At 61.9% G+C, this 23,972-nt stretch carries 20 protein-coding genes; 4 read left to right on the top strand and 16 right to left on the bottom strand.

All coding sequences use genetic code 11. From position 1 onward, the window contains the following. Window positions 1–388: 388 nt before the first annotated feature. On the top strand, window positions 389–2,329 hold the full coding sequence (locus CO655_RS28900) for a M23 family metallopeptidase (protein WP_097667600.1): 1,941 nt from the start codon (window positions 389–391) through the stop codon (window positions 2,327–2,329). 98 nt (window positions 2,330–2,427) lie between these two features. Here CO655_RS28900 and clpB read toward each other — a convergent pair whose 3' ends face one another. The 6 genes from clpB to CO655_RS28870 all read right to left on the bottom strand — a co-directional run bounded on the left by clpB (window position 2,428) and on the right by CO655_RS28870 (window position 11,933). Continuing rightward, window positions 2,428–5,028, bottom strand: a complete 2,601-nt coding sequence (gene clpB / locus CO655_RS28895; RefSeq protein WP_097667599.1) for an ATP-dependent chaperone ClpB — start codon at window positions 5,026–5,028, stop codon at window positions 2,428–2,430. A 253-nt stretch (window positions 5,029–5,281) separates the two neighbouring features. Further along, the gene (locus CO655_RS28890) at window positions 5,282–5,992 is read right to left on the bottom strand and encodes a DUF4167 domain-containing protein (protein ID WP_097667598.1); all 711 of its coding nucleotides are present in this window, start codon (window positions 5,990–5,992) and stop codon (window positions 5,282–5,284) included. Between the two features lie 343 nt (window positions 5,993–6,335). Further along, entirely contained in the window at window positions 6,336–7,196 is an 861-nt protein-coding gene (gene prmC, locus CO655_RS28885; protein ID WP_097608961.1) for a peptide chain release factor N(5)-glutamine methyltransferase, read from the bottom strand. After that, complete coding sequence (prfA, locus tag CO655_RS28880) at window positions 7,193–8,272, bottom strand: peptide chain release factor 1 (RefSeq protein WP_097608960.1); 1,080 nt, start codon at window positions 8,270–8,272, stop codon at window positions 7,193–7,195. The genes prmC and prfA overlap by 4 nt, the downstream gene beginning before the upstream one ends. 29 nt (window positions 8,273–8,301) lie before the next feature. Next, on the bottom strand, window positions 8,302–10,569 hold the full coding sequence (gene ptsP / locus CO655_RS28875; RefSeq protein ID WP_097584679.1) for a phosphoenolpyruvate--protein phosphotransferase: 2,268 nt from the start codon (window positions 10,567–10,569) through the stop codon (window positions 8,302–8,304). Window positions 10,570–10,658: 89 nt separating this feature from the next. Continuing rightward, complete coding sequence (locus CO655_RS28870; protein WP_097584677.1) at window positions 10,659–11,933, bottom strand: aspartate kinase; 1,275 nt, start codon at window positions 11,931–11,933, stop codon at window positions 10,659–10,661. Window positions 11,934–12,228: 295 nt separating this feature from the next. Between CO655_RS28870 and ubiG the strand changes: the two genes are divergently transcribed. Beyond that, window positions 12,229–12,975, top strand: coding sequence for a bifunctional 2-polyprenyl-6-hydroxyphenol methylase/3-demethylubiquinol 3-O-methyltransferase UbiG (ubiG, locus tag CO655_RS28865; RefSeq protein WP_097667597.1), 747 nt, complete (start codon window positions 12,229–12,231; stop codon window positions 12,973–12,975). A 57-nt stretch (window positions 12,976–13,032) separates the two neighbouring features. Here ubiG and CO655_RS28860 read toward each other — a convergent pair whose 3' ends face one another. Genes CO655_RS28860 through CO655_RS28845 form a run of 4 tightly spaced genes read right to left on the bottom strand, consistent with a single transcriptional unit; the run spans window position 13,033 to window position 15,391 of the window. Next, entirely contained in the window at window positions 13,033–13,461 is a 429-nt protein-coding gene (locus CO655_RS28860) for a DUF1178 family protein (RefSeq protein ID WP_011426961.1), read from the bottom strand. Then, window positions 13,458–14,315, bottom strand: a complete 858-nt coding sequence (locus CO655_RS28855; protein ID WP_097667596.1) for a carbon-nitrogen hydrolase family protein — start codon at window positions 14,313–14,315, stop codon at window positions 13,458–13,460. The genes CO655_RS28860 and CO655_RS28855 overlap by 4 nt, the downstream gene beginning before the upstream one ends. A 10-nt stretch (window positions 14,316–14,325) precedes the next feature. Beyond that, entirely contained in the window at window positions 14,326–14,583 is a 258-nt protein-coding gene (gene grxC, locus CO655_RS28850; RefSeq protein WP_097608956.1) for a glutaredoxin 3, read from the bottom strand. Window positions 14,584–14,614: 31 nt separating this feature from the next. After that, complete coding sequence (locus CO655_RS28845; protein WP_097608955.1) at window positions 14,615–15,391, bottom strand: ComF family protein; 777 nt, start codon at window positions 15,389–15,391, stop codon at window positions 14,615–14,617. 77 nt (window positions 15,392–15,468) lie between these two features. Here CO655_RS28845 and CO655_RS28840 point away from each other — a divergent pair, with 77 nt between their 5' ends. Continuing rightward, window positions 15,469–16,353 carry a methyltransferase domain-containing protein gene (locus CO655_RS28840; protein WP_097608967.1) on the top strand — a complete coding sequence of 295 codons (885 nt, stop codon included), beginning with the start codon at window positions 15,469–15,471 and terminating at the stop codon, window positions 16,351–16,353. A gap of 76 nt (window positions 16,354–16,429) precedes the next feature. Here CO655_RS28840 and CO655_RS28835 read toward each other — a convergent pair whose 3' ends face one another. The 6 genes from CO655_RS28835 to CO655_RS28810 form a co-directional block, all read right to left on the bottom strand. Beyond that, complete coding sequence (locus tag CO655_RS28835) at window positions 16,430–16,597, bottom strand: Flp family type IVb pilin (protein WP_097608954.1); 168 nt, start codon at window positions 16,595–16,597, stop codon at window positions 16,430–16,432. Between the two features lie 68 nt (window positions 16,598–16,665). Continuing rightward, window positions 16,666–16,983, bottom strand: a complete 318-nt coding sequence (locus CO655_RS28830) for a hypothetical protein (RefSeq protein WP_004671792.1) — start codon at window positions 16,981–16,983, stop codon at window positions 16,666–16,668. Window positions 16,984–17,213: 230 nt separating this feature from the next. Then, the gene (gene mutT / locus CO655_RS28825) at window positions 17,214–17,627 is read right to left on the bottom strand and encodes an 8-oxo-dGTP diphosphatase MutT (protein ID WP_009995355.1); all 414 of its coding nucleotides are present in this window, start codon (window positions 17,625–17,627) and stop codon (window positions 17,214–17,216) included. Then, window positions 17,624–18,430 carry a GNAT family N-acetyltransferase gene (locus CO655_RS28820; protein WP_097667595.1) on the bottom strand — a complete coding sequence of 269 codons (807 nt, stop codon included), beginning with the start codon at window positions 18,428–18,430 and terminating at the stop codon, window positions 17,624–17,626. The genes mutT and CO655_RS28820 overlap by 4 nt, the downstream gene beginning before the upstream one ends. Further along, window positions 18,411–19,652, bottom strand: a complete 1,242-nt coding sequence (argJ, locus tag CO655_RS28815; protein ID WP_097608952.1) for a bifunctional glutamate N-acetyltransferase/amino-acid acetyltransferase ArgJ — start codon at window positions 19,650–19,652, stop codon at window positions 18,411–18,413. Before argJ ends, CO655_RS28820 begins: the two co-directional genes overlap by 20 nt. Before the next feature lie 115 nt (window positions 19,653–19,767). Continuing rightward, window positions 19,768–20,649, bottom strand: a complete 882-nt coding sequence (locus CO655_RS28810; protein WP_010030474.1) for a peptidylprolyl isomerase — start codon at window positions 20,647–20,649, stop codon at window positions 19,768–19,770. A 246-nt stretch (window positions 20,650–20,895) separates the two neighbouring features. Here CO655_RS28810 and secA point away from each other — a divergent pair, with 246 nt between their 5' ends. After that, window positions 20,896–23,610: a preprotein translocase subunit SecA gene (secA, locus tag CO655_RS28805; protein ID WP_097608951.1), complete on the top strand. Its 2,715-nt coding sequence runs from the start codon at window positions 20,896–20,898 to the stop codon at window positions 23,608–23,610. Window positions 23,611–23,972: the final 362 nt, after the last annotated feature.

Here is a 23,972-nt window from a genome sequence, read left to right as displayed (position 1 = left end):
GGGCTTATAGAACCAACCCCTTTTCCAAGTCAACAGCGCTTTTCGAAAAAAATCATCTTTCTTTCAAGTGATTGTTTTTACAGATGAAATTTCGAACGGCGCGCAGATGCTGTCGTTTCCCGGATTCCGACCGGCCTCACGGAGCGGGAGAAGTGAACATTCTTCGACTTTTCACCGGAAAGAACGCTCTTACGTCTCCCGCGCCCCGACATCATCACAATCTGCTGGTCATAACAGACACACGATTCACACAGGCAAAGGCGGGCAAACTGCCCTTCTCTGCGTGATTTGACTTCCATGCCTAAAATATGCACATCTTTCGCCCCAGCCAGGATGGTCAAGAAATGCTCCCAGAGACGTCAAATGCAAGGACGCGGACCCGACTGCCATGATGACGGAGAAAATGATGATCCGCTCGTTGGGCAACGAGCCTCCGCTTCTGGCCGACGGCAGGCGCGCTCCCGACCGTCGGGAGGTTTCCCTGCGCTGGCTCTCGGGCACGTTCCTCACCGGCATTACCTCTTCCGTCCTGATGGGCGTCGCCCTGTTCGCCGCGCTTGATGGCCGCCAGCAGCTGGCGATCCCTGCCGAAGCCTATGCGAGTGCTGCCGCAGAGGCGCATGTGGATACGACCGTCGTCCGCGGCGGCCGGCTAATCGCACCCGCCATCGCCGCAAAACCGTCCGACCGGGCGATCATGGAAGTTTCGACCGTCGTCCACGACGGTGAAAAAGAGGTCGTGCGCCGCCAGCCCTTCGCGCATGTGAAGATGACGCTGGCCGCCAACCATGTCGCGACCGAGGACTATCCCGATTTCGATCCCCTGGCGATCTTCTCCGCCGACGAGCCCCAGCCTGCCCCGCAAAGCCGCACCGGCGCGCTTTATGGCTCCGACGTTGAATCCGAAGTCAGCCTGAAAACCATTGCCTTCCCGACCGGCAAGACCGGTATGAAGATGGCCTCCGGCCTGTCACTCGAGGAGGTCGAAGAAAATGTGCGCTCCAACGGTTCCGTGCTGACCGACGGCAACACGCAGCTCGCAGCGCTTTATTACGTCGACCCGCGTCGTTTCTCCAACGAGGATGCCGATGTCGACCTGACCGCGGGTCTCTCCGCCCGCGTGCTCGAGCAGAACATGACGGTCTCCGCACCGGAATCGATCACGCCGCAGACCGAAGAATTCGCCGACGACATCCTGCCGGTGCGCGTCGATGCACCCATCGCCAAGGCGCTGACAGATTCCGGTTATCCGCAGCAATATGCCGATGGCATTGCCGGCATCATTGCCCAGCAGTTGGGAGCCAGCGACCTCGAAAAAGGCGACGTGCTGCGGATCGGCATCATCCAGAAAGGCGAACAGGCAAAGATCATCCGGGCCAGCGTCTATCGCGGCACGCGCCATCTGGTCACCGTGGCTCTCGACGACAAGGGCAAATATGTGTCCGGCAGCGAGCCGCCGATGCTGGACGCCATCGCCACAGCCTTTGATGACAATTCCTTCGCGCCGGCGCCCGGCCAGAACCTGCCGCGCGTCTATGACGGCATCTTTCGCGCCGCCCTTTCCTACGGCATGACCAAGGATATGACCGCGCTGATCATCAAGCTGCTCGCCAGCAATGTCGATTTCCAGGCGCAGCTGAGACCGACGGATACGCTCGAGGCCTTCTTCTCCGTCGCCGACAGTGCCGGCCAGGCAACCGAGGATTCCGAACTGCTCTACGTCAACGCCCGTTTCGGCGACACGCAGACGCGCTTCTACCGCTTCCAGGATCCCGAGGACGGCACGGTCGATTATTTCGACGAGAACGGCAAGAGCATCCGTCAGTTCCTGCTGCGCAATCCGGTTCCGAACGGCATCTTCAAATCCGGCTTCGGCATGCGCCGGCACCCAATCCTCGGTTTTGCCCGCATGCATACCGGCGTCGATTGGGCGGCCCCCCGCGGCACGGCGATCATCGCTGCCGGCAACGGCACGGTCGAGAAAGCCGGCTGGGATTCCGGTGGCTATGGCAACCAGACGATCATTCGCCATGCGAACGGTTACGAATCCTCCTACAATCACCAAAGCGCCATCGCCAAGGGCGTCGTGCCCGGCGCCAAGATCCGCCAGGGCCAGGTGATCGGCTGGGTCGGCACGACGGGCGAATCCACCGGCCCGCATCTGCATTACGAGCTGATCGTCAACGGCACCAAGGTCGATCCCCTGCGCATTCGCCTGCCGGGCGGCAAATCGCTGCAGGGCGAGGCGCTGGCAAAATTCGAGGATGAGCGCAAGCGCATCGATACGCTGCTGAACAACCAGACACCGGATCAGGTGGCGAGCAAGTAATCGCCGCCGCAGCCCGCAGGCTGATGAACTGCGGGGGCGTCTCGGCCCACAAAAAATGGCGGCCAAGGCCGCCATTTCTCATTCATCCGACGGCTCGCCTATGCCGCTTCGCTGACCGTCTGCCGTGTCCGGAACTGCAGCCGGTCCGAACCGCTTGTCACCTTCACCGTCGATCCATCCGGCACCTGGCCGGACAGAATCTGCTCGGCCAGCGGATCCTGCACGAATTTCTGGATCACCCGCTTCAGCGGCCTTGCGCCGTAGACCGGGTCATACCCCTTGTTCGCCAGCCAGTGGCGGGCGTCCTCATCGAGGTCGATGACGATCTTACGCTCCGACAGCAGAGCCACCAGCCGCTTCAGCTGGATATCGACGATCGCGCCCATCTCCTCGCGCTTCAGGCGGTGGAAGAGGATGATCTCGTCGATACGGTTCAGGAATTCCGGCCGAAAATGCCCGCGCACGACCTCCATCACCTGTTCGCGTACCGTGTCGCTGTCGTCGCCGTCCCTAAGCTGCGTCAGATACTCGGCGCCGAGGTTCGAGGTCATGATGATCATCGTGTTGCGGAAATCGACCGTCCGGCCCTGGCCGTCGGTGAGGCGTCCGTCGTCCAGTACCTGCAGCAGGATGTTGAAGACGTCGGGATGCGCCTTCTCGATCTCGTCGAACAGCACGACCTGATAAGGCCTGCGGCGCACCGCTTCCGTCAGCGCTCCGCCTTCGTCATAACCGACATAGCCGGGAGGCGCGCCGATCAGCCGGGCAACGGAGTGTTTCTCCATATATTCCGACATGTCCATGCGCACCATCGCCGTTTCGTCGTCGAACAGGAAGCGGGCGAGCGCCTTGGTGAGCTCCGTCTTGCCGACGCCGGTCGGGCCGAGGAAGATGAACGAGCCGATCGGCCGGTTCGGATCCTGCAGACCGGCGCGGGCGCGGCGGACCGCGCGCGACACGGCCTGAACCGCATCGCCCTGGCCGATCACCGATTTCCCCAGCTCGTCTTCCATCCGAAGCAGCTTGTCGCGTTCGCCCTCCAGCATCTTGTCGACCGGGATGCCGGTCCAGCGGGACACGACATGGGCGATGTTGTCGGGGATCACCACCTCCTGGACCATCGCGCCGCGCTCGCCATCCTGCTTCTCGGCTTCGACGAGCTGCTTTTCGAGATCCGGAATGACGCCATAGGTCAGCTCGCCGGCGCGCTGAAACTCACCCTTGCGCTGAGCAATCGCCAGTTCGTTGCGGGCATCGTCGAGCTGCTTCTTGAGATCGGCGGCAAGGCCGAGCTTCTGCTTTTCCGCCTGCCAGCGGGCCGTCAGCGCATCGGCTTCCTCTTCAAGAGTGGTAAGTTCGGTCTCCAGCCGCTTCAACCGATCGGCGGAAGCGACGTCGGTTTCCTTCTTCAGCGCCTCGCGCTCGATTTTCAGTTGGATGATGCGGCGGTCGAGCTCGTCGAGCTCCTCCGGCTTGGAATCCACCTGCATGCGCAGCCGCGCTGCCGCCTCATCCATCAGATCGATCGCCTTGTCGGGCAGGAAACGGTCGGTGATGTAACGGTTGGACAGTGTCGCGGCGGCGACAAGCGCCGCATCGGCAATGCGCACCTTGTGATGCTGCTCGTATTTTTCCTTGAGGCCGCGCAGGATCGAGATCGTATCTTCGACCGTCGGCTCGTCGACGACGACGGGCTGGAAGCGACGGGCAAGCGCCGGATCCTTCTCGACATGTTTGCGATATTCGTCGAGCGTGGTCGCGCCGACGCAATGCAGTTCGCCGCGGGCAAGAGCAGGCTTCAGCAGGTTGGAGGCATCCATTGCCCCATCGGCCTTGCCGGCGCCGACCAGCGTGTGCATCTCGTCGATGAACAGGATGATCTCGCCGTTTTCCGCCTGCACTTCGTTGAGCACGGCCTTCAGCCGCTCTTCGAATTCGCCGCGATATTTCGCGCCGGCAATCAGCGCGCCCATGTCGAGCGCCATCAGCTTCTTGTCCTTGAGCGATTCCGGCACGTCGCCGTTGACGATACGCAGCGCCAGCCCTTCGACGATCGCCGTCTTACCGACGCCGGGCTCGCCGATCAGCACCGGGTTGTTCTTGGTGCGCCGCGACAGGACCTGGATGGTGCGGCGAATCTCGTCGTCGCGGCCGATGACCGGATCGAGCTTGCCCTCGCGAGCCTCGCTGGTCAGATCACGCGCGAATTTCTTCAGGGAATCGAAGCCCTGCTCGGCGTTGGAGGAATCGGCCGTCCGACCTTTGCGGATATCGTTGATGACCTGATTGAGGCCCTGAGCCGTGACGCCGGCATTCTTCAGCGTCGAAAAGGTCGACGCCGAGGATTCGATCGCCAGCGCCTGCAGCAGGCGTTCCACCGTCACGAAGCTGTCGCCGGCCTTCTTTGCCGCCTCTTCGGCGGTCGAAAGCACCTTGGCAAGCGGCTGCGCCAGATAGATGTTGCCGTTGCCGCCTGAGATCTTCGGCATTTTGGCAAGGGCGGCGTCATTGGCAAGGCGGGCAGCCTTGGGATCGCCGCCGGCGCGCTCGATAAGCGACGCCGCCATGCCCTGATCGTCGTCGAGCAGGACTTTCAGCACATGCTCGGGCGAAAATTGCTGATGCCCCTGCGCCAGCGCATAGGTCTGCGCCGACTGGATGAAGCCGCGCACCCGCTCCGAATATTTCTCGATATTCATATTCCACCTCCATGGATCGCCCTGCCCTTACGAGGCGCAGACCGATGATTGAGATCGACCCCCTGAAAAGGCAGGCCGCGCTTGCCCGTCTCTCGATTTGGGCGAAGCAGTTCGAGGAGAATATGGTAGCCTGTTCCAGGAGTTTAAAGAGCCCGTAAAATGAAAATCCCCGGCACAGGGCCGGGGATTTTCAAGCAAATCCGGGCAGATGGTATGAACGTCCCGCCTCTTCCCTAAGGAAAGGCGAAATCCTTCACTCCGATGTGGCGTCCGCCAGAACAGGCGCCTCGGCGGAAGCGCCCTCGCCTTCCGGCGCTGCGTCGCCTTCTGCGCCACGACGCGGGCGACGGGGACGGTTGCCGGCGCTGCGGCGGCGGGGCTGGCGTTCGCGCGGCTGGCCGGCGGAACCTTCCTCGTCCATGGCGACCTCGGCAGGAATGCCTTCGATCTCCGGCTGCGGGCCGGTTCCATCGATGACCTCGGGCTGAGGTGCCGGAGCGGGAGCCGGCTGCGGCTGTGCCTGCGGCTGGTGCTGCCTGCTCTGCGGCGGCTGGACGACAACGACATCATCGCCGTCATTGTCGTTGTTATCAATATCGTCGCTGTCGCGATCCGCCGCGTCGCGGTCATTGTAGTCGCCGCGATCGTCGCGCTGGAAACGCTCCTGCATCTGCGCCTGAGCGCTGGCGATGATCCGATTGTAATGTTCGGCGTGCTGAAGATAGTTCTCGGCCATCACGCGGTCGCCGGAGCTCTGGGCATCACGGGCAAGCTGCGCATACTTCTCGGCAATATGCTGGGCGGTACCGCGAATCTTCACATCGGGGCCGGAGCTGTCATAGGTCCGGGTCAGCGGGTTACCGCCCTTGCGGTTGAAATTGTTGTTGTTGTTATTTCCGCCGCCGCCATTGTTATTGTTATTACCACGCCCTCGACCGCGCTTGTTTTGCTGTCCTGGCCTCATAGATCGTTCACCTGAATTCTCTGTTTGTGATGGATACATGGCACCAACCGCCATGACCGGAAAACCGGGTCAGGACCTTTGTGCCGCGAGCATACTGCGCCTCTGCGCCGACCTGCCGCTTGGTTCTCAAGTCAGTTTGACTGATTCACGCGTTGGGTCGTGTTCAACCGTTGAAACTCTCGTTTAAAAGAGCGGACCCCCGAGGCAAACCAAGTACCGAACGAATCTCGTTCATTCCTATCTGCCCAACACGTGTCCGCAACCTATATTGCTTCCCTGGGAAATCCAAGCCTTTTCTTCGCAATAACAATAATGTCCCGTCCAATGCCGCAATTATCGCCTTTTACGCGAGCGCGAACATGAGCGCCCTGTCATTCTGACCATAATCTTTCACGGATTTGAGGCAGCTGAAGCCTTTCGCTTCGAAGATCGCCGTCACATCGTTTCGCTGATCGTAGCCGATTTCCAGTCCAAGAACCCCATCGGGCCTCATGAACCTTGCCGCATCCTTGGCTATGGCTTTATAGGCGTCAAGCCCATCCGGGCCGCCATCCAGAGCCGCAACCGGATCAAATTTCGTCACTTCGGGAGCGAGATCGTGAATGACATTGGAGGCAATATAGGGCGGATTTGAGACAATCGCGTGAAATGAGCCCTGGATCTTCTCGAACCATTTCGACCGTACGGCCTGAAAGCGATCCTGCAACCCGTTTCTTTCTGCGTTTGATCTTGCCGTTCCAAGGGCATCCGCCGATATGTCGCTGCCGATGCCTGAAGCCTCAAGACACTCGCTCAACAGCGCAAGGCATATCGCCCCGGTCCCTGTTCCGATGTCAAGAATATGGAGATGGCCGTGGACCTTTGCAAGGTCCTTGAGATAGGGAAGCACCGTATCGACCAGAATTTCCGTATCCGGCCGCGGCTCCAGGGTCTCCGCCGAAAGCTGTAGCGCCAGGCCGTAAAATTCCCGCTCGCCAAGAATGCGATGCACCGGCTCATGGCCGAGCCGCCGCTCCAGCGCCTTGGAAATCACCGCGATCTGATCAGCAGAAAGCTTCTCGGCCGATCGCGTCAACAGTTCGGTCGATGACTGTTTCAGAAGGCCCGCGACAAGCAGGCGCGCATCGGTTGCCGGATCGGCGATGCCTGCCTCCGTGAAGCGACGGCGCGCTTCGGCAAGCATATCGGCGACCGTCCGGCTCATAGCTGCTCGCCGAGCTGCGCCAGCTGGCTTGCCTGATAGTCGGCCATCAACGCATCGACGACCTCCTCGATTTCACCCTCCATCATCCGGTCGAGCTTATAGAGCGTCAGATTGATGCGATGGTCCGTCACGCGTCCCTGCGGGAAATTATAGGTGCGGATGCGTTCCGAGCGATCGCCGGAGCCGACCTGGCTCTTGCGGTCGGCCGAGCGTTCGCTGTCGGCCCGCTGCCGCTCGGCATCGTAGAGCCTGGAACGCAGCACCTGCATCGCCTTGGCGCGGTTCTGATGCTGCGATTTTTCCGAGCTGGTGACGACGATGCCGCTCGGCAGGTGGGTGATGCGCACCGCCGAGTCCGTCGTATTGACGTGCTGGCCGCCGGCACCGGAGGAGCGCATCGTGTCGATGCGGATATCTTCCGGCCGGATTTCGATGTCGATCTCCTCTGCCTCCGGCAGCACCGCCACCGTCGCGGCCGAGGTATGGATGCGCCCGCCCGCCTCGGTTTCCGGCACACGCTGCACCCGGTGTACGCCGGATTCGAATTTCAGTTTGGCAAAGACGCCGCGCCCGGTGATCGTCGCAATGATTTCCTTGTAGCCGCCGGCTTCGCCCTCGCTTGCCGAGAGCACCTCCACCTTCCAGCTCTTTTCGGCCGCGAAACGCTCGTACATGCGAAAGAGATCGCCGGCAAAAAGGGCTGCTTCCGAGCCGCCGGTGCCGGCGCGGATTTCCAGGATTGCGCTTTTTTCATCCGCCGCATCCTTCGGCAGAAGCAGGATCTGCATTTCCTGCTCCAGCGCCTCGATCCGCTCCTTCACCTCGGGCAGTTCGAGTTCGGCAAGATCGCGCATCTCGCGATCCACCGATTTGTCTTCGAGCAGCGTGTCGAGATCGGCAAGTTCAGCGATCGCCTTCTCGTAGGCGCGGATCTTCGTGACGACAGGCTGCAGCTCGGAATATTCGGATGCAAGCTTCACATAGACGTCGGCAGCCGGGCCCGCCGACATGCGCGCTTCGATCTCGTCGAAACGGCGTTCCAGCTCGCGCATCTTTTCAACGGGAAGCTTCGCCACCCTTCACTCCGATTCTTCTTAATATAGGCCTAAAGGGGAATATTGTGGCTCTCGGCGAAGCGGGCAAGCACCTCGCGCATCGGCACCGTCGCGCTGTTGTCGTCCAGCACGTCATCCATCGCCTTCGCCAGCGCGCCGACATCGAGCCCGAGCAGCATCGCTTTTACTGGCCCGATCGAGGCCGGCGACATCGAAATCGAGCGGAAGCCGATGCCGAGCAGCGCCATTGCCGAGAGCGGTTTGCCGGCAAGTTCGCCGCAAAGCGTCACCGGCGTCTTGTTCCGGTCCGCCCCACGCACGATGTCGCGCAGGATGCGCAAAAACGGCTTGCCCAGCGGATCGAAGCGGTCCGACACACGCGCATTGCCGCGGTCGACGGCCATCGAGAACTGGAAGAGGTCGTTCGAACCGACCGAAACGAAATCGACCGCCTCCATCAACTCGTCGAGCTGCCAGAGCAGCGCCGGCACCTCAAGCATCGCACCGAATTGCAGCTTGCGCGGCAGCCCGTGGCCGAAGCGCGAGAGATGCTGCACTTCCTTCTGCAGGAGCTCGCGCACCATCCTCAGCTCGGAAACCTCGGTCACCATCGGCACCATCAGCTTCAGCTCGGTATCGGCCGACGCCTTCAGCAGGGCGCGCAACTGGGTGCGCAACAGTCCCGGCCGGTCGAGCGACAGCCGGATGGCGCGCCAGCCGAGTGCGGGGTTTTCCTCCTCGTGGCCGCGGAAATAGGGCACGACCTTGTCGCCACCGATATCGAGCGTGCGGAAGGTGACGACGCGGCCGGCCGCCTGTTTGATCACGTTGCGGTAGAACTGCTCCTGCTCGTCCGCCTTCGGCATGGTGGAGGCGATCATGAATTGCAGCTCGGTGCGGAAGAGGCCGATACCCTCCGCACCCGATTCCGATAGCTGCGGCAGATCGACCAGCAGCCCGGCATTCATCATCAGCGAGATCCGCTTGCCGTCTTTGGTGACCGGCTCGATGGCGCGCAGCGCCCGGAACTGTTCCTGCCGTCTGGCGCGGAAGCGGACCTTTTCCTCGTAGGAACGGCGATGATCGGTCATCGGCCGCAGATGCACATGCCCCTCGTCGGCGTCGATGATCACGGCATCGCCGTTCTCGGCGAGCGCCACGACACCCGCCGCCTGGCCGATAACAGGAATGCCCATGGCACGCGCGACGATCACCACATGGCTCGTCACCGCCCCTTCCTCCAGCACCAGCCCGCGCACATTGGCGCGTGGATAATCGAGCAGTTCCGCTGCCCCCATGGCACGCGCCAGGATGACCGCGTCGTTGGGGAAACCTTCCGCGGTCGTGCGCCCGGTATAACCGGTCAACTGCCGAAGCAGACGGTTCGCCAGATCCTCGAAATCATGCATGCGTTCGCGCAGATAGGGGTCGGTCAACCGCATCATCCGCGCCTTGGTGTCGCTCTGCACCTTCTCAACCGCCGCTTCCGCCGTCAGGCCGTTGCGGATCGCCTCCTCGAGCTTGCGCACCCAGCCCTGGTCATGCGCGAACATCCGGTAGGTTTCGAGCACCTCACGATGCTCGCCCTCCATCGACACGTCGCGACGCGACAGCATGTCGTCGATCGATATCCTCAGCGAACCCATGGCTTCAGCCAGCCGCCGGATTTCCTTCTCCGCATCCTCGTTGAGCAGGTTGGTAACGACGATGCGCGGCTCGTGCAGCACGACGTAGCCGAGGCCGATGCCGTCATTATACGTGTCGCCATCGACGGTCACCGAGCGCGTCAGGTCGAGTTCAAGGCCCGGCTTGGTGATCTTCTTCAGCTCGCCGGTGGCGATCATCTCGGCAAGCACCATTGCCGTCGTCTCGAGCGCTTCCACCTCTTCCTCGCGATAGGTGCGGCTCGCCTTGTTCTGCACGACGAGAACGCCGAGCGAGCGCCCGGTCCTCAAGATCGGCACGCCGAGGAAGGAATGGTAGATTTCTTCACCCGTCTCCGGCAGGTAGCGGAACGCCGGATGCGACTGCGCGTCGGAAAGGTTGAGCGGCTGCGCTGAAGCCGCAATCGTGCCGACGAGGCCCTGCCCCATCTTCAGCTGCGCCAGGTGCACGGCCTCGCGGTTGAGGCCTTCGGTGGCGTAGAGCTCAAGCACGCCATCGGCGCGCAGCACGTAGACGGAGCAAACCTCCGCCACCATGTTGCCGGCGATCTGCCGGACGATCCGGTCAAGACGATCCTGCGGCTCCAGCGGCTCTGCCATCAACTCGCGCAGCCGCCTGAGCAGCACGCGCGGACCGCCGGAAAGGTCTCTCATGACGTCTCAAGCTCCCGAAACAACGCACTCTGTCCCGGCCGGCCCGCCGTCGTCTCCTCAACCTGAAGGAGCAGGCCGCCCGCTGGGAATCAATTCTTATCCAGACCGTAGCAGGAATGCAAAGTCCTGACAGCGAGTTCTGCATAAGGACCGTCGATCAGGATGGAAATCTTGATCTCGGAGGTGGTGATCGCCTTGATGTTGATGCCTTTTTCGGCAAGTGCACGAAATGCGGTAGCAGCAACGCCGGCATGGCTGCGCATGCCGATGCCGATGACCGAGACTTTCACCAGCCCCGATTCGTTTTGCACGACGTCGTAGCCGATCTTCTCCTTATGGTCGCCGAGCACCTTGATCGCCTTCTCGACGTCGCCAGACGGCACGGTAAAGGTCATATCGGTCTTCGATCCGTCCTCGGAAATATTCTGGACGATCATGTCGACATTGATATGGGATTCGGCAAGCGGCCCGAAGATCGCGGCGGAGACGCCCGGCCGGTCGGCAAGACGGCGAAGCGAGATCTGAGCCTCATCCTTGGCATAGGCGATGCCGGTGACTACTTCCTGTTCCACGATTTCATCCTCGTCACAAATCAGCGTTCCGGGCGGGTTCAACAGATCGCCCATGCCCGGAGCATCGGGATCTTCGAAAGACGAGCGCACGAAGGTACGCACCTTGTGCACCATGGCAAGCTCGACCGACCGCACCTGCAGCACCTTGGCGCCGAGCGAGGCCATCTCGAGCATTTCTTCGAAAGCGATCTTCTTCAGCCTGCGCGCCTGCGGCACGATGCGCGGATCGGTCGTGTAGACGCCGTCGACATCGGTATAGATATCGCAGCGATCCGCTTTGACAGCGGCCGCAATGGCGACGGCCGACGTATCCGATCCGCCGCGTCCGAGTGTGGCGAGGCGGTTGTCCGGACCCAACCCCTGGAAACCTGATATGACGGCGACCTGCCCCTCGCCCATGCGCTTGATGATGTCGGAGCCGTCGATCTCCAGGATGCGCGCCGCGCCATGAGCGTTGTCGGTGCGGATCGGGATCTGCCACCCCTGCCAGGAGCGCGCATTGATATCCATCGCCTGCAGCGCAATCGCCAGCAGCCCCGAGGTCACCTGCTCGCCGGAGGCGACGACCGCGTCATATTCGCGCGCATCGTAAAACGGAGAGTTGGCGCCGATCACCTTCGGCATGCCCTGCACCCAGCCGACCAGCTCGTTGGTCTTGCCGGACATGGCCGAAACGACCACCGCCACCTCGTGGCCGGCATCGACTTCACGTTTCACATGGCGGGCAACGTTCTTGATGCGGTCCAGGTCAGCGACGGACGTGCCGCCGAATTTCATTACGATGCGTGCCATATGCCTCTACCACGACTGGCGCCGGAAAACGGAAACCCGGACCCGGCATCACGAAAGCTCTGGGGCGGACCGCTTGGCGAAAGAGCCGAGTTACAATTTCTGGAACCGCTCTAAAAGCCCAGGCCTGTAAGGCCCCAAGTTGCGGCGTCTCTTAGCGAGTTTGGCGGGGGTAGGCAAGCGCGCGCGATAAAAGCAGTTGCCGGGTGGCTCGACGCCTGCCGGTCTCCTGCTTCGCGCCCCTTGACTTATGCCTGTGATCATCCGACTTCACATTTGACGAACGAAGGAGTGGACGATGACGGAAGGCGCCAGAAGCACGATCGACCAGGGCGAAGTGGACCGCTTCTCGGCGATGGCGGCGGAATGGTGGAGCCCGACCGGCAAGTTCAAACCGCTGCACAAATTCAATCCCGTCCGGCTCGCCTATATTAGAGACAAGGCCTGCGAGAATTTCGGCCGCGATCCGAAAAGCCCTCGGCCGCTCGAGGGTCTGCGCGTCCTCGATATCGGCTGCGGCGGCGGCCTGTTGTCCGAGCCGGTCGCCCGCATGGGCGCCTCCGTCACCGGCGCGGACCCTTCCGAGAAAAATATCGGGATCGCCTCGACCCATGCGAAAGCCTCCGGCGTTTCGGTCGACTACCGCGCCGTCACCGCCGAGGAGCTTGCCGATGCCGGCGAGACCTTCGATATCGTGTTGAACATGGAAGTGGTCGAACACGTCGCCGATGTCGAGTTCTTCATGACGACCTGCGCAAAAATGGTCCGCCCCGGCGGCCTGATCTTCGTTGCCACCATCAACCGCACGATGAAGGCGGCAGCCCTTGCCATCTTCGCCGCCGAGAACATCTTACGCTGGCTGCCGCGCGGCACCCACCAGTATGAAAAGCTGGTGCGCCCGGAAGAGCTGGAAAAGCCGCTTGCCGCAAGCGGTCTCGAGATCACCGACCGCACCGGCGTCTTCTTCAATCCGCTGTCGAACCAGTGGAATCTGTCGAGAGATATGGACGTGAACTATATGCTGCTGGCGAAACGGCCGGCTTGATCCGGCATTCATAAGCCGGCTACATTTCGGCATTGGGGCCAATGCGCCGGTTGAATTTCAGTGCACATCCTCCGGCAGAACCGGAATAGCAGCGATCTCGATGCCTTCTTCCACCAGCGCCTGCGCCTCGTCCAACGTCGCCTGGCCGATGATGCCGCGGGCATCCGCCTCGCCATAATGGATCTTGCGGGCCTCCTCGGGAAACTTCGTGCCGACATCCTCGGAATTGGCTTTGACGGCGGCGACGGCCTCTTTCAGTTTTTGCAGGGCCTCCTGCCGCATCGCGTCCATCGCCAGGGTCTGCCTCTCGTCCTTCTTGCGCGCCGTCGAAACGGAAGGCGCCATCAGAAGCTTGGAGATGGTGGCGGAATGGCAGACCGGGCAGGTCAGGAAACCGGTCGCGACCTGACGGTCGAAGTCGGCGCTTTCCGAAAACCAGCCTTCGAATTCATGGGCATTGTCGCAGGTGAGAGAATAGCGGATCAAGCGGCGACGCCTCCTTCGACTGCCCCCGCAATCTTTTCGACCGAGAATTCCCGGCCGTTCCTCAGGTTCGGGATCTTGTCATGCGCAGCCTTGACCGCGCCGGGATCGATCTCGGCGAGGATGACCGCCTCTCCGGTGGCACCGGCGGAGGCCAGCACCGTGCCCCAGGGATCGACGATCATCGAATGGCCGAAGGTCTCGCGCCCGTCCTCGTGCCGGCCGGCCTGCGCTGCGGCGATGACGAAGACACCGTTCTCGATCGCGCGAGCACGCAGCAGGATCTCCCAATGCGCTTCGCCCGTCTGCCGGGTGAAGGCGGCGGGAACCGTCATCACCTCGGCGCCGGCAACAGCCTGGGCACGGAAGAGGGCGGGAAAGCGCACGTCGTAGCAGATCGCGAAACCCATTTCGGCGAAAGGCAGCGACAGGACGCGCGCCTCCGAACCGGCCGTATAGGCCGCACTTTCACGCCAGCTCTCGCCATTGTCGAGATCGACATCGAACATATGGATCTTGTCGTAGCGATTGAGGATCCTGCCGTCGGGACCGAACAGGAAACCGCGATTGGCAATCTTGCCGTCGGAAAGCGCGATCGCCGTCGAGCCGACATGCATGTGAATGCCGAACTCCCTGGCAAGCTCGGAGCCGGTCTTGACGATGACGTCATGCGTCTCGTCGGCGAGCACGGCACGCGCCGCCGCGCGGTCGCGCTGCAGCATGCCGGTCATCTCGGGCGTCTGCACATAGGTCGCGCCCTGGGCGGCAGCCTCGCGCACCAGCCGCGCCATGGCGGCGGCATTCTTGACCGGATCGACCCCGGAGCACATCTGGATGGCGGCAGCCTTGAAACTCATCGGTTCCTCCTCAGGCCGCCAGCATCGGATCGAGCTTGCCGGCGCGATCGAGCGCAAAGAGATCGTCGCAGCCGCCGACATGTGCGGCGCCGATAAAGATCTGCGGAAAGGTGGTCCGCCCGTTCGACTTGCCGATCATCTCCTGGCGAAGGTCCGGGGAATAGGTCGCGTCGTGCTCGACGTAGTCGACGCCCTTTTCTTCAAGAAGGGACTTGGCGCGGCTGCAATAGCCGCAGAACTGTCGTGTATAGATCGTGACGGGTACCATAATATCTCCAGACGGATGCCGGGTATTTCTGTCATATAGGCTCGGAGAGAGCCCTTGCAAAGGTCAAAACCGAGATCTCGGCCGCACCCGCCTTGCGCAGCGTCCGGCTTGCGGCGGCGACCGTCGCCCCTGTCGTATAGACGTCGTCGACAAGGACGATGCGTTTGCCGAAAATGTCGTTTTCGCGACCCTTGGCAATCGCGAAAGCGCCTCTGACATTGTCCTCGCGCGCCTTGGCGCCGAGGCCAACCTGCTGGCTGGTGCGCTTGACGCGGATAAGGGTGGCGGCAAGCAGCGGCTTTCCGGAAAGCCTTGCCATATGGCGGGCAAGCTCGGCAGCCTGATTGAACTTGCGGGCCAGCATGCGGGTGCGGTGCAGCGGCACCGGAATCAGCGCATCGCAGCTTTCGACCGTCCCGTCGGAGGCGCGCAGCATCCAGCCGGCCATCATCGGCGCCAGATCGGTGCGATCGCGATATTTCAACCCATGCACGAGATCACGGACCGCATGGTCGTGGGTCGCCGCCGACCGCAACCGGTCGAAAGGCGGCGGGTTGGCGATCGCCTCGGCACTGAGAATGCCGGCGCCGAGATCGTGCGAGAACGGGATGCCGAGCACCTCGCAATAGGGCCGTTCGATGAAGCGGATGCCGGACCAGCATTTCGCGCAAAGCCCGCGATGGCCGCCGGTTGAAATACCGCAGACGGAACAAGCCGGCGGATAGAGAAAATCGACAAGCGCCGAAAACGGCCGCCAGAGCTGCGTCCGCAAGAACTCCGCCGGTCTTTCGAAATCGATCGGTCCCATGCCGACGAGACTAGCCTGTTCTCATCCAAAGGAAAATCGTCTTGCCGCGTCAGCGAGGCCGGACTATGGACATCGCCATGGAAACGATCTTCGACAGAGACCTGATCGCCGCACATCGCCATCGCGCGCTTGTCAACAACGACCCGAAAGCCGCCTTCCTGCTGGACATCGCGGCAGAGGAAATGGCCGAGAGGCTGGCGGTCGTCGAGCGGCGTTTCGAAACCGCCGTCGAATTGCATGGTACAACCGGTGCAGCGGCCCGCGCGGCAATGGCGACGGGCAAGATCGGCACGATGATCCGCGTCGAGAGCGAGAAGGCCTATGCGGGCCGAGGCGAAACCCTGATCGAAGCGCCTTTCGAAGATGTGCCGCTCGAGCCGCAATCGACCAATCTCGTGCTTGCGCCGCTCAGCCTGCATCTGACCAACGACACGCCGGGCGTTTTCATCCAGATTCGCCGTGCCTTGAAACCGGACGGCCTGTTCCTAGCGGCCATTCCCGGCGCCGGCACGCTGCAGGAACTGCGCGACGCCCTCTTGACCGCCGAGGTCGACATGACCGGCGGCGCCAGCCCGCGCGTCATCCCCTTCGCCGATGTGCGCGATGTCGGCAGTCTCATGCAGCGCGCCGGCTTCACCCTGCCGGTGATCGACGCCGAGACCTATACGGTACGATATGATTCTCTGTTTCCGCTGATGCGCGATCTCCGAGCCATGGGCATGAGCAATCCGCTCGCAGCCCGCGGCCGCATGCCCCTGACCCGCGCCTTCTTCCTGCGCGCGGCAGAGATCTATGCCGAGCGCTATTCCGATCCGGACGGACGCATTCGCGCGACCTTTTCGATCATCTATGTCTCCGGATGGGCGGCTCACGAGAGCCAGCAGAAGCCGCTCCAGCCGGGTTCGGCCAAGGCACGCCTTGCCGATGCGCTGAAAGTGGACGAGCACAAGCTCAGGCAATAGCGGATGATATCGAAAAGTGTCAGCGGTTAGTGCAGCCCATCATGCTGCAGCCCGTCAAAAGTAGTCGGCCGCCTCTTCAATTGACGGTAATATTGTTGCTGACAACGCTGAAGACGTTCTGCAGGCTGCCGCTAAAAATACCGAGACCCGAGACGAGCGCCGTGCAGATGACGGCGGCGATCAGGCCATATTCGACCGCCGTCGCACCTGTGCCGTCCGCAAGAAATGCTTTCAAAAGACGCATTACCCCAACCCTTTGCGTGAATCGACTGCAATGACCAATTGCAGGCCATCAGGCGATGGCCTTCATTTTCAGCAACCGGCGCCGACCCCGTATCCCTCGACGACGCAGACCGAGCCGGGCGTCTCCTGCAGGACGCTGCGGCGGATCGTATAGCGCTTGCCGCCTTCGTTCTTCGGGATCGATCCGGTGGTGATCGTGTCGAAATCCACCGGCGCGCTGGCAAAGACGCTTTTCTTCGAAGAATCGGCAAGCATCGGCGTCAGGATCAGTGTCAGCGCGACCACCGCCGTGCCAAAGAGAAGGGCGATATTGAGCGCACCCGTCCTGCGCGAGGCAGACGAAGCCCGTTCCTTTTCCCGGACCGCTTTCCAGAAATCATCGTCCATGAGGTCAAGCCTTTTAAATACGCACGCCAGATGCTTGATTGAGGCCGATCTTTGGCAGAAGGTGTTAAACGATCCATTAATATCCACAGCCGAAAACAGCACGGCACAATAATAATCAGCAAACGCTAATGCACAGCGCCTGGAAATGTCGGGCGACTGCAGAATAATGACACATCGACAAAACAAAAATCGCGGGCGGGCCGCACGGACCAAGCTCAACGAGAGGCGCTTTAAAGCAAATCCTGCAGCATCGGGATGAGCGGTTCGTCGGCCGGCGGCATCGGGTAATCCCGCAGAGCCCCCGCACGCACCCATTTCAGCGCCTGCCCCTCGCGGCCCTGTGCAATGCCTTCATAGCGCCGGCAAATATAAAGCGGCATCAGGAGATGGAACGTCTCGTAGGAATGGCTGGCGAAAGTCAGCGGCGCGAGGCAGGCGATCTTCGTCTTGATGCCGAGCTCTTCCTCGAGCTCGCGCACCAGCGTCTCCTCCGGCGTCTCGCCGGGCTCGACCTTGCCGCCGGGAAACTCCCAGAGCCCGGCAAGCGATTTTCCCTCGGGACGCTGTGCCAATAGAATACGCCCATCGGCATCGATCAGCGCGCAGGCGGCGACCAGCAATATCTTCCGGCCTGCCTCGCTCATCGCGTCTCTCGCTGCCAGTAGCAATAATGATAGGCATCGCGAAACCCGAGGCGCTCATAAAGTGCGATCGCCGGGCGGTTGGAAAGCTTTACCTGCAGCCAGGCCGATCGGGCGCTGCGCATGCGAGCCCAGCGCAGCGCCGAAGTCAGGATTTCGGTGCCCAGTCCTTCGCGCCGCCGCGTTTCGCAGACCGAAAGCGACATGATGCCGGCAAGGTCGTTGTCCTGGACACAGAGCACGGTCGCGAGCGGTCCCTCTGCCGCATTTTCGATCATGAAGAGGCCCGACGGCGGCTTGATCGCGGAAATGATTTCGGCAAGCGCCGGCTTCAAGCTCAGCGGCGCCCTCTCGACCGTCAGATTGGCATCGACGAAACGGCCGACGTCATGGGTCGGCAGATGATCGAGCGTATCCGGCAGTGCAGCCTCGGCGAGATCGCACGTCATCACCACGGTCTCGTCAAATCGCGTCCAGTTCTGGGCGCTGAGAAGCTCGATCAGCACCGGCGACGCCAGCGGCGTCTGCCGGACGACGGCGGCGCGGCCATAGGCCTCGAACTTGCGGCTCGCCTTTTCCAGGCGGATCTCGACATCGCGATGGTCCGAGGGATCGAGCGGCACGATGGAATTCAGCCGATTGGACGGGTGGCCAGCCGTCAACCGGACCTGCCAACTGCCGTCATATTGCACGGATGCCGCCGGCCAGGCGCGAAAACCGACAGCCTCCAGCCTGCGGACCAGCGGCAAATTCTGCGAGGAAATAGATGCCTGCTCCAACGAACGATCAGCTCCGATAGTCGCCATTGATCGCAACATATTCCTTGGTGAGGTCGCAGGTCCAGACGGTTGCCGAACCAGAGCCGAGGCCGATATCGACTTTGACGGGGATATCCTGCGCCTTCATCACATTCGAGGCGGCCTCCTCGGAATAATCGGGATCACGCTCGCCGTTGACCGCGACCCTGACGTCGCCGAACCAGATGGCCAGCCGGTCGCGGTCGGCCATCTCGCCGGATTTGCCGACGGCCATGACGATCCGGCCCCAATTGGCGTCTTCGCCGGCGGCCGCCGTCTTGACCAGCGGCGAATTGGCAATCGACAGCGCGATACGCTTGGCGGCGGCGTCGCTCTCGGCACCCGTCACCGTGATTTCGAGCATCTTGGTGGCGCCCTCGCCGTCACGCACCACCTGCAGCGACAGATCCTTCAGCACTTCGTTGAGAGCGGCGCGGAAGGCGGCAAGCCGGGGATCGTCGGCGCGTTCGATGCGGGCCTGGCCGTCTTCGGCCGCCGCACCCGTCGCAAACAGCATCAGCGTGTCGGACGTGGAGGTGTCGCTGTCGACGGTCATGGAGTTGAAGGTCGGGCCGACGCCATCCGACAGCAGCACCTGCAGCGCGGCCGGCGCGATGTCGGCATCGGTCACGACGAAGGAGAGCATCGTCGCCATATCGGGCGCAATCATGCCGGCACCCTTGGCGATACCGTTGATCGTCACGGCAACGCCGCCGATTTCGGCGCTGCGGGTCGAAACCTTCGGATAGGTGTCGGTCGTCATGATCGCCTTGGCGGCTTCGAGCCAGAAATCGCTGGTGGCCTCGGCCTGCATCTTATCCAGGACGCCTGAGAATTTGGTGGCATCGAGCGGTTCGCCGATGACGCCGGTCGAGGCCAGGTAGACCTCGTTCTCGCCGCAGCCGACCGCGGCCGCGGCCGATTTCGCCGTCAGCGCGGTCGCCTGGCGGCCCTTCATGCCGGTAAAGGCATTGGCATTGCCGGAATTGACGACGACGGCCCGGGCGCTGCCATGGGGCAGGTTGGCGCGGCAAAAATCGACCGGCGCCGACGGGCACTTGGAGCGGGTAAACACCCCCGCGACGGCGGCCGGCTTGTCGAAGACCATCATCAGCACGTCGGTACGGTTCTTGTACTTGATGCCGGCGGAGGCCGTCGCCATGCGCACGCCGCGCAGCGAAGGCATCTGGACGAAGGATTTCGGTGCGAGCGGAGAAACGGAACCGGACATGATGAAACCTGCCAATGAGCATTTCCCGGCGAAATGGAAACCGGCTCGCCGTCCGGAAATGCGACAACAACAACGATAAGGAAGGGCCCGGAAGAACCGGGCCCTGATGCGGATATTACTGCTTCGGCGCCGGCTGGGCAGGCTCGCTGCCCGGTTCCGGCTGCTTGTTGGCCTGATCATAGCCCTTGCGCAGCGTCTCGTCCGTGATCTCGATCTTGGCGGACGTCTTGGCCTGGTTGAGGAGGGCAAGATACTTGTCGCGCATGACGAGCTGACGAACCTGGTCCTGCACCTGATCGAAAGGCGGCGGCGGAGCGTCGCGCTTGTCCTCGACCTTGATGACATGATAGCCGAAATCGGTCTTCACAGGGGTCTTGGAATAAGTGCCCTTCTCGAGCGCAAAGGCTGCGTCCTCGAATTCCTTGACCATGCGGCCGCGCGAGAAATAGCCGAGATCGCCGCCTTCCGACTTGTTCGGATCGGTGGATTTTTCCTTGGCGAGTTCGGCGAAATCCTTGCCGGCGTCGAGCTGCTTGATGATCTCCTTGGCTTCGTCCTCGGTCTTGACGAGGATATGGCGGGCGTGGACTTCCTCCTGCTTCGGCAGGGCCGCGACTTCCTTGTCGTAGCGCGCCTTGATTTCTTCGGGCGTCACGGTGTCGACGACATGCTTCTTGAAATAGGCGTTATGCAGCTCGCGATCGGAGAGATACTGCATGCGCTTCTTGAATTCTTCGGTCTGGTCGAGCTTTTCGGTGATGGCGTCGGCAGCGAGCAGCTTCACGTCGATGGCGGCGGAGAGAGCTGCGACCTTCTTCTGGTCGTCGGGAAGCTGCGCCAGCTGCGGATCGAGATTGGCGACGGCAAGATCGAGTTCCGACTGGTGGATCTCCAGATTGCCGACCTTGGCGACGACGGCGTCCTCTGCATGGGCCGGAGCCTGGAATGCAACGAAAGTTGCAAACGCCAGCAGGGCGAATTTATTGGTGCTCAACATCAAATAACCCTTCACAGTTTCATCGCCGGCGTCAGCATCGCCTATTCCAGCTCAAAATAGCCATCAACACCGGATTGTGGCCTTTCTGTATCCGCCAAATCCGTTGACATCATTCGACCCCCCTCTTATCTGTCACGCAACCTCGCGTCCAGAACAGTTTCCGGGCGTTTCAAGGCGTGCGCCTGATTTTCGGCTGGGCCGCGGACAAGAAACGTCGCGGATGAATATTGAGAAAGGACCAGTCACATGGTCAGCTTTGGCGGTATAGCCCGCAAGTTATTTGGGTCGTCCAATGATCGCCGCGTGCGGTCCTTCCAGCCGAACGTCACCGCGATCAATTCCATCGAAGAGAAGACGAAAGCCCTGACGGACGAGCAGCTCGCGGCAAAGACCGCGGAATTCCGCGCTCTTCTGGCCGAAGGCAAGACGCTCGACGACATTCTGATCCCCGCCTTTGCCGTCGTGCGCGAGGCCTCGCGCCGCGTTCTCGGCCTGCGACCTTTTGACGTACAGCTGATCGGCGGCATGATCCTGCATTCGAATGCGATCGCCGAGATGAAGACCGGCGAAGGCAAGACCCTCGTCGCCACCCTGCCGGTCTATCTGAACGCGCTTTCCGGCAAGGGCGTGCACGTCGTCACCGTCAACGATTATCTCGCGCAGCGCGACGCCGCGACCATGGGCCGCGTCTACGGCTTCCTCGGCATGACCACGGGCGTCATCGTCCACGGTCTCTCCGACGAGGAGCGCCGCGCCGCCTACGCCTGCGACGTCACCTATGCCACCAACAACGAGCTCGGCTTCGATTATCTGCGCGATAATATGAAGTACGAGAAGAACCAGATGGTCCAGCGCGGCCACAACTTCGCGATCGTCGACGAAGTGGACTCGATCCTCGTCGACGAGGCGCGCACGCCGCTGATCATCTCCGGCCCGCTCGACGACCGCTCCGAACTCTACAATACGATCGACGCCTTCATTCCGCTGCTCGCCCCCAGCGATTACGAGATCGACGAGAAGCAGCGCTCCGCAAACTTCTCCGAAGAGGGCACCGAGAAGCTGGAAAACCTGCTCCGCCAGGCCGGCCTCCTGAAGGGCAATGCGCTCTACGACATCGAGAATGTTGCGATCGTCCACCACGTCAACAATGCGCTGAAGGCCCACAAGCTCTTCCAGCGCGACAAGGACTATATCGTCCGCAACGACGAAGTCGTCATCATCGACGAGTTCACCGGCCGCATGATGCCGGGCCGGCGTTATTCGGAAGGTCAGCACCAGGCGCTCGAAGCCAAGGAAAAGGTGCAGATCCAGCCGGAAAACCAGACGCTGGCCTCGATCACCTTCCAGAATTATTTCCGCATGTACGACAAGCTCGCCGGGATGACCGGCACGGCGCAGACGGAAGCGGAAGAATTCGGCAATATCTACAATCTCGATGTCATCGAGGTCCCGACCAACCTGCCGATCAAGCGTCTCGACGAGGACGACGAGGTCTACCGGACCTTCGACGAAAAGTTCAAGGCGATCATCGAAGAGATCCTCGACGCCCACAAGCGCGGTCAGCCGGTGCTCGTCGGCACAACCTCGATCGAGAAATCGGAACTGCTTGCCGAGCGCATGCGCAAGCAGGGCTTCAATGACTTCCAGGTGCTGAACGCCCGCTACCACGAGCAGGAAGCCTATATCGTCGCCCAGGCCGGCGTGCCGGGCGCCGTCACGATCGCCACCAACATGGCCGGCCGCGGCACCGACATCCAGCTCGGCGGCAACCTCGACATGCGCATCGAGCGCGAACTCGGCGATGTCGAGGCGGGTCCGGAGCGCGACGCCAAGATCCAGGCGATCGTCGAGGAAATCAAAAGCCTCAAGGAAAAGGCGTTGGCCGCCGGCGGTCTCTACGTCATCGCCACCGAACGCCATGAAAGCCGCCGTATCGACAACCAGCTGCGCGGCCGCTCCGGCCGTCAGGGCGACCCCGGCCGCTCGAAATTCTACCTTTCGCTTCAGGACGACCTGATGCGCATCTTCGGCTCCGACCGCATGGACAGCATGCTGACCAAGCTCGGCCTCAAGGAGGGCGAGGCGATCGTCCATCCCTGGATCAACAAGGCGCTGGAGCGCGCGCAGAAGAAGGTCGAAGCCCGCAACTTCGACATCCGCAAGAACCTCTTGAAGTATGACGACGTTCTCAACGATCAGCGCAAGGTGATCTTCGAGCAGCGTCTCGAGCTGATGGAATCGACCAATATCTCCGAGACCGTCTCCGACATGCGTCGCGAAGTGATCGAAGATCTGGTCGAAAAGCATATCCCGGAACGCGCCTATGCCGAACAATGGGATGCCGTCGGCCTGAAGACCGGCGTCACCAATATCCTGAACCTCGATCTGCCGATCGAGGACTGGTTCAGGGAGGAAGGCATCGGCGAGGACGATATTCGCGAGCGCCTGACGGAAGCCGCCAATGCCGCCTTCACGGAGAAGGCCGAGCGTTTCGGCGACGACATCATGCATTATGTCGAGCGCTCGATCGTCATGCAGACGCTCGATCACCTCTGGCGCGAGCATATCGTCAACCTCGATCACCTGCGCTCGGTCATCGGCTTCCGCGGCTATGCCCAGCGCGATCCGCTGCAGGAATACAAGTCGGAAGCCTTCGAGCTCTTCACCGCCCTGCTCAACAATCTGCGCGAAGCCGTCACCGCCCAGCTGATGCGCGTCGAACTGGTGCAGCAGGCGCCGGCCGAACCCGAACCGCCGCTGATGCAGGCCCATCATCTCGATCCGACGACCGGCGAGGACGATTTCGCTCCGATCTACCAGGCCTCCGAAGTGACCGTCGCGCCCGAGAACCGCAATCCCGAGGACCCCACCACCTGGGGCAAGGTCGGCCGCAACGAGGCCTGCCCCTGCGGCTCAGGCAAGAAATACAAGCATTGCCACGGCGCCTTCGAACAGGTCTGAGCAAATACGACAAATCTGAAAATGCCGCCTCCGGGCGGCATTTGCTTTTCTGCGGTAACCCCGGCCAGCTAGAGCTTTTCCGGGTTAGATTGAATCATTCTGTTGGCTCAAACGGAGTCGGATGGTCGACCGGCCGGCGCGTGTCGTAGCCCAGCTCTCCGGCCAAGCCGGCCGGTCGATCAGCCGGCCCGGTTCAGCCAACCCGAAGGGCCGGGCATCTTTCCGCCAGGATCAGAGGCGATCGGCTCGGACGTACCTTGGGGTATGCCCATCGCCAATCGCCTCTGCCCTGACGAAAACCTGCTCCGGCAGAATGCTTCAAGCTAGCCCGGAGAAGCTCTAGAGTTCCAGGTCCGCGGGCC

Origin of the sequence: Rhizobium sp. M1 (assembly GCF_002531805.1) — a bacterium.
GTDB lineage: Bacteria > Pseudomonadota > Alphaproteobacteria > Rhizobiales > Rhizobiaceae > Rhizobium > Rhizobium etli_C.
This window is presented reverse-complemented; position numbering and strand designations above follow the sequence as displayed.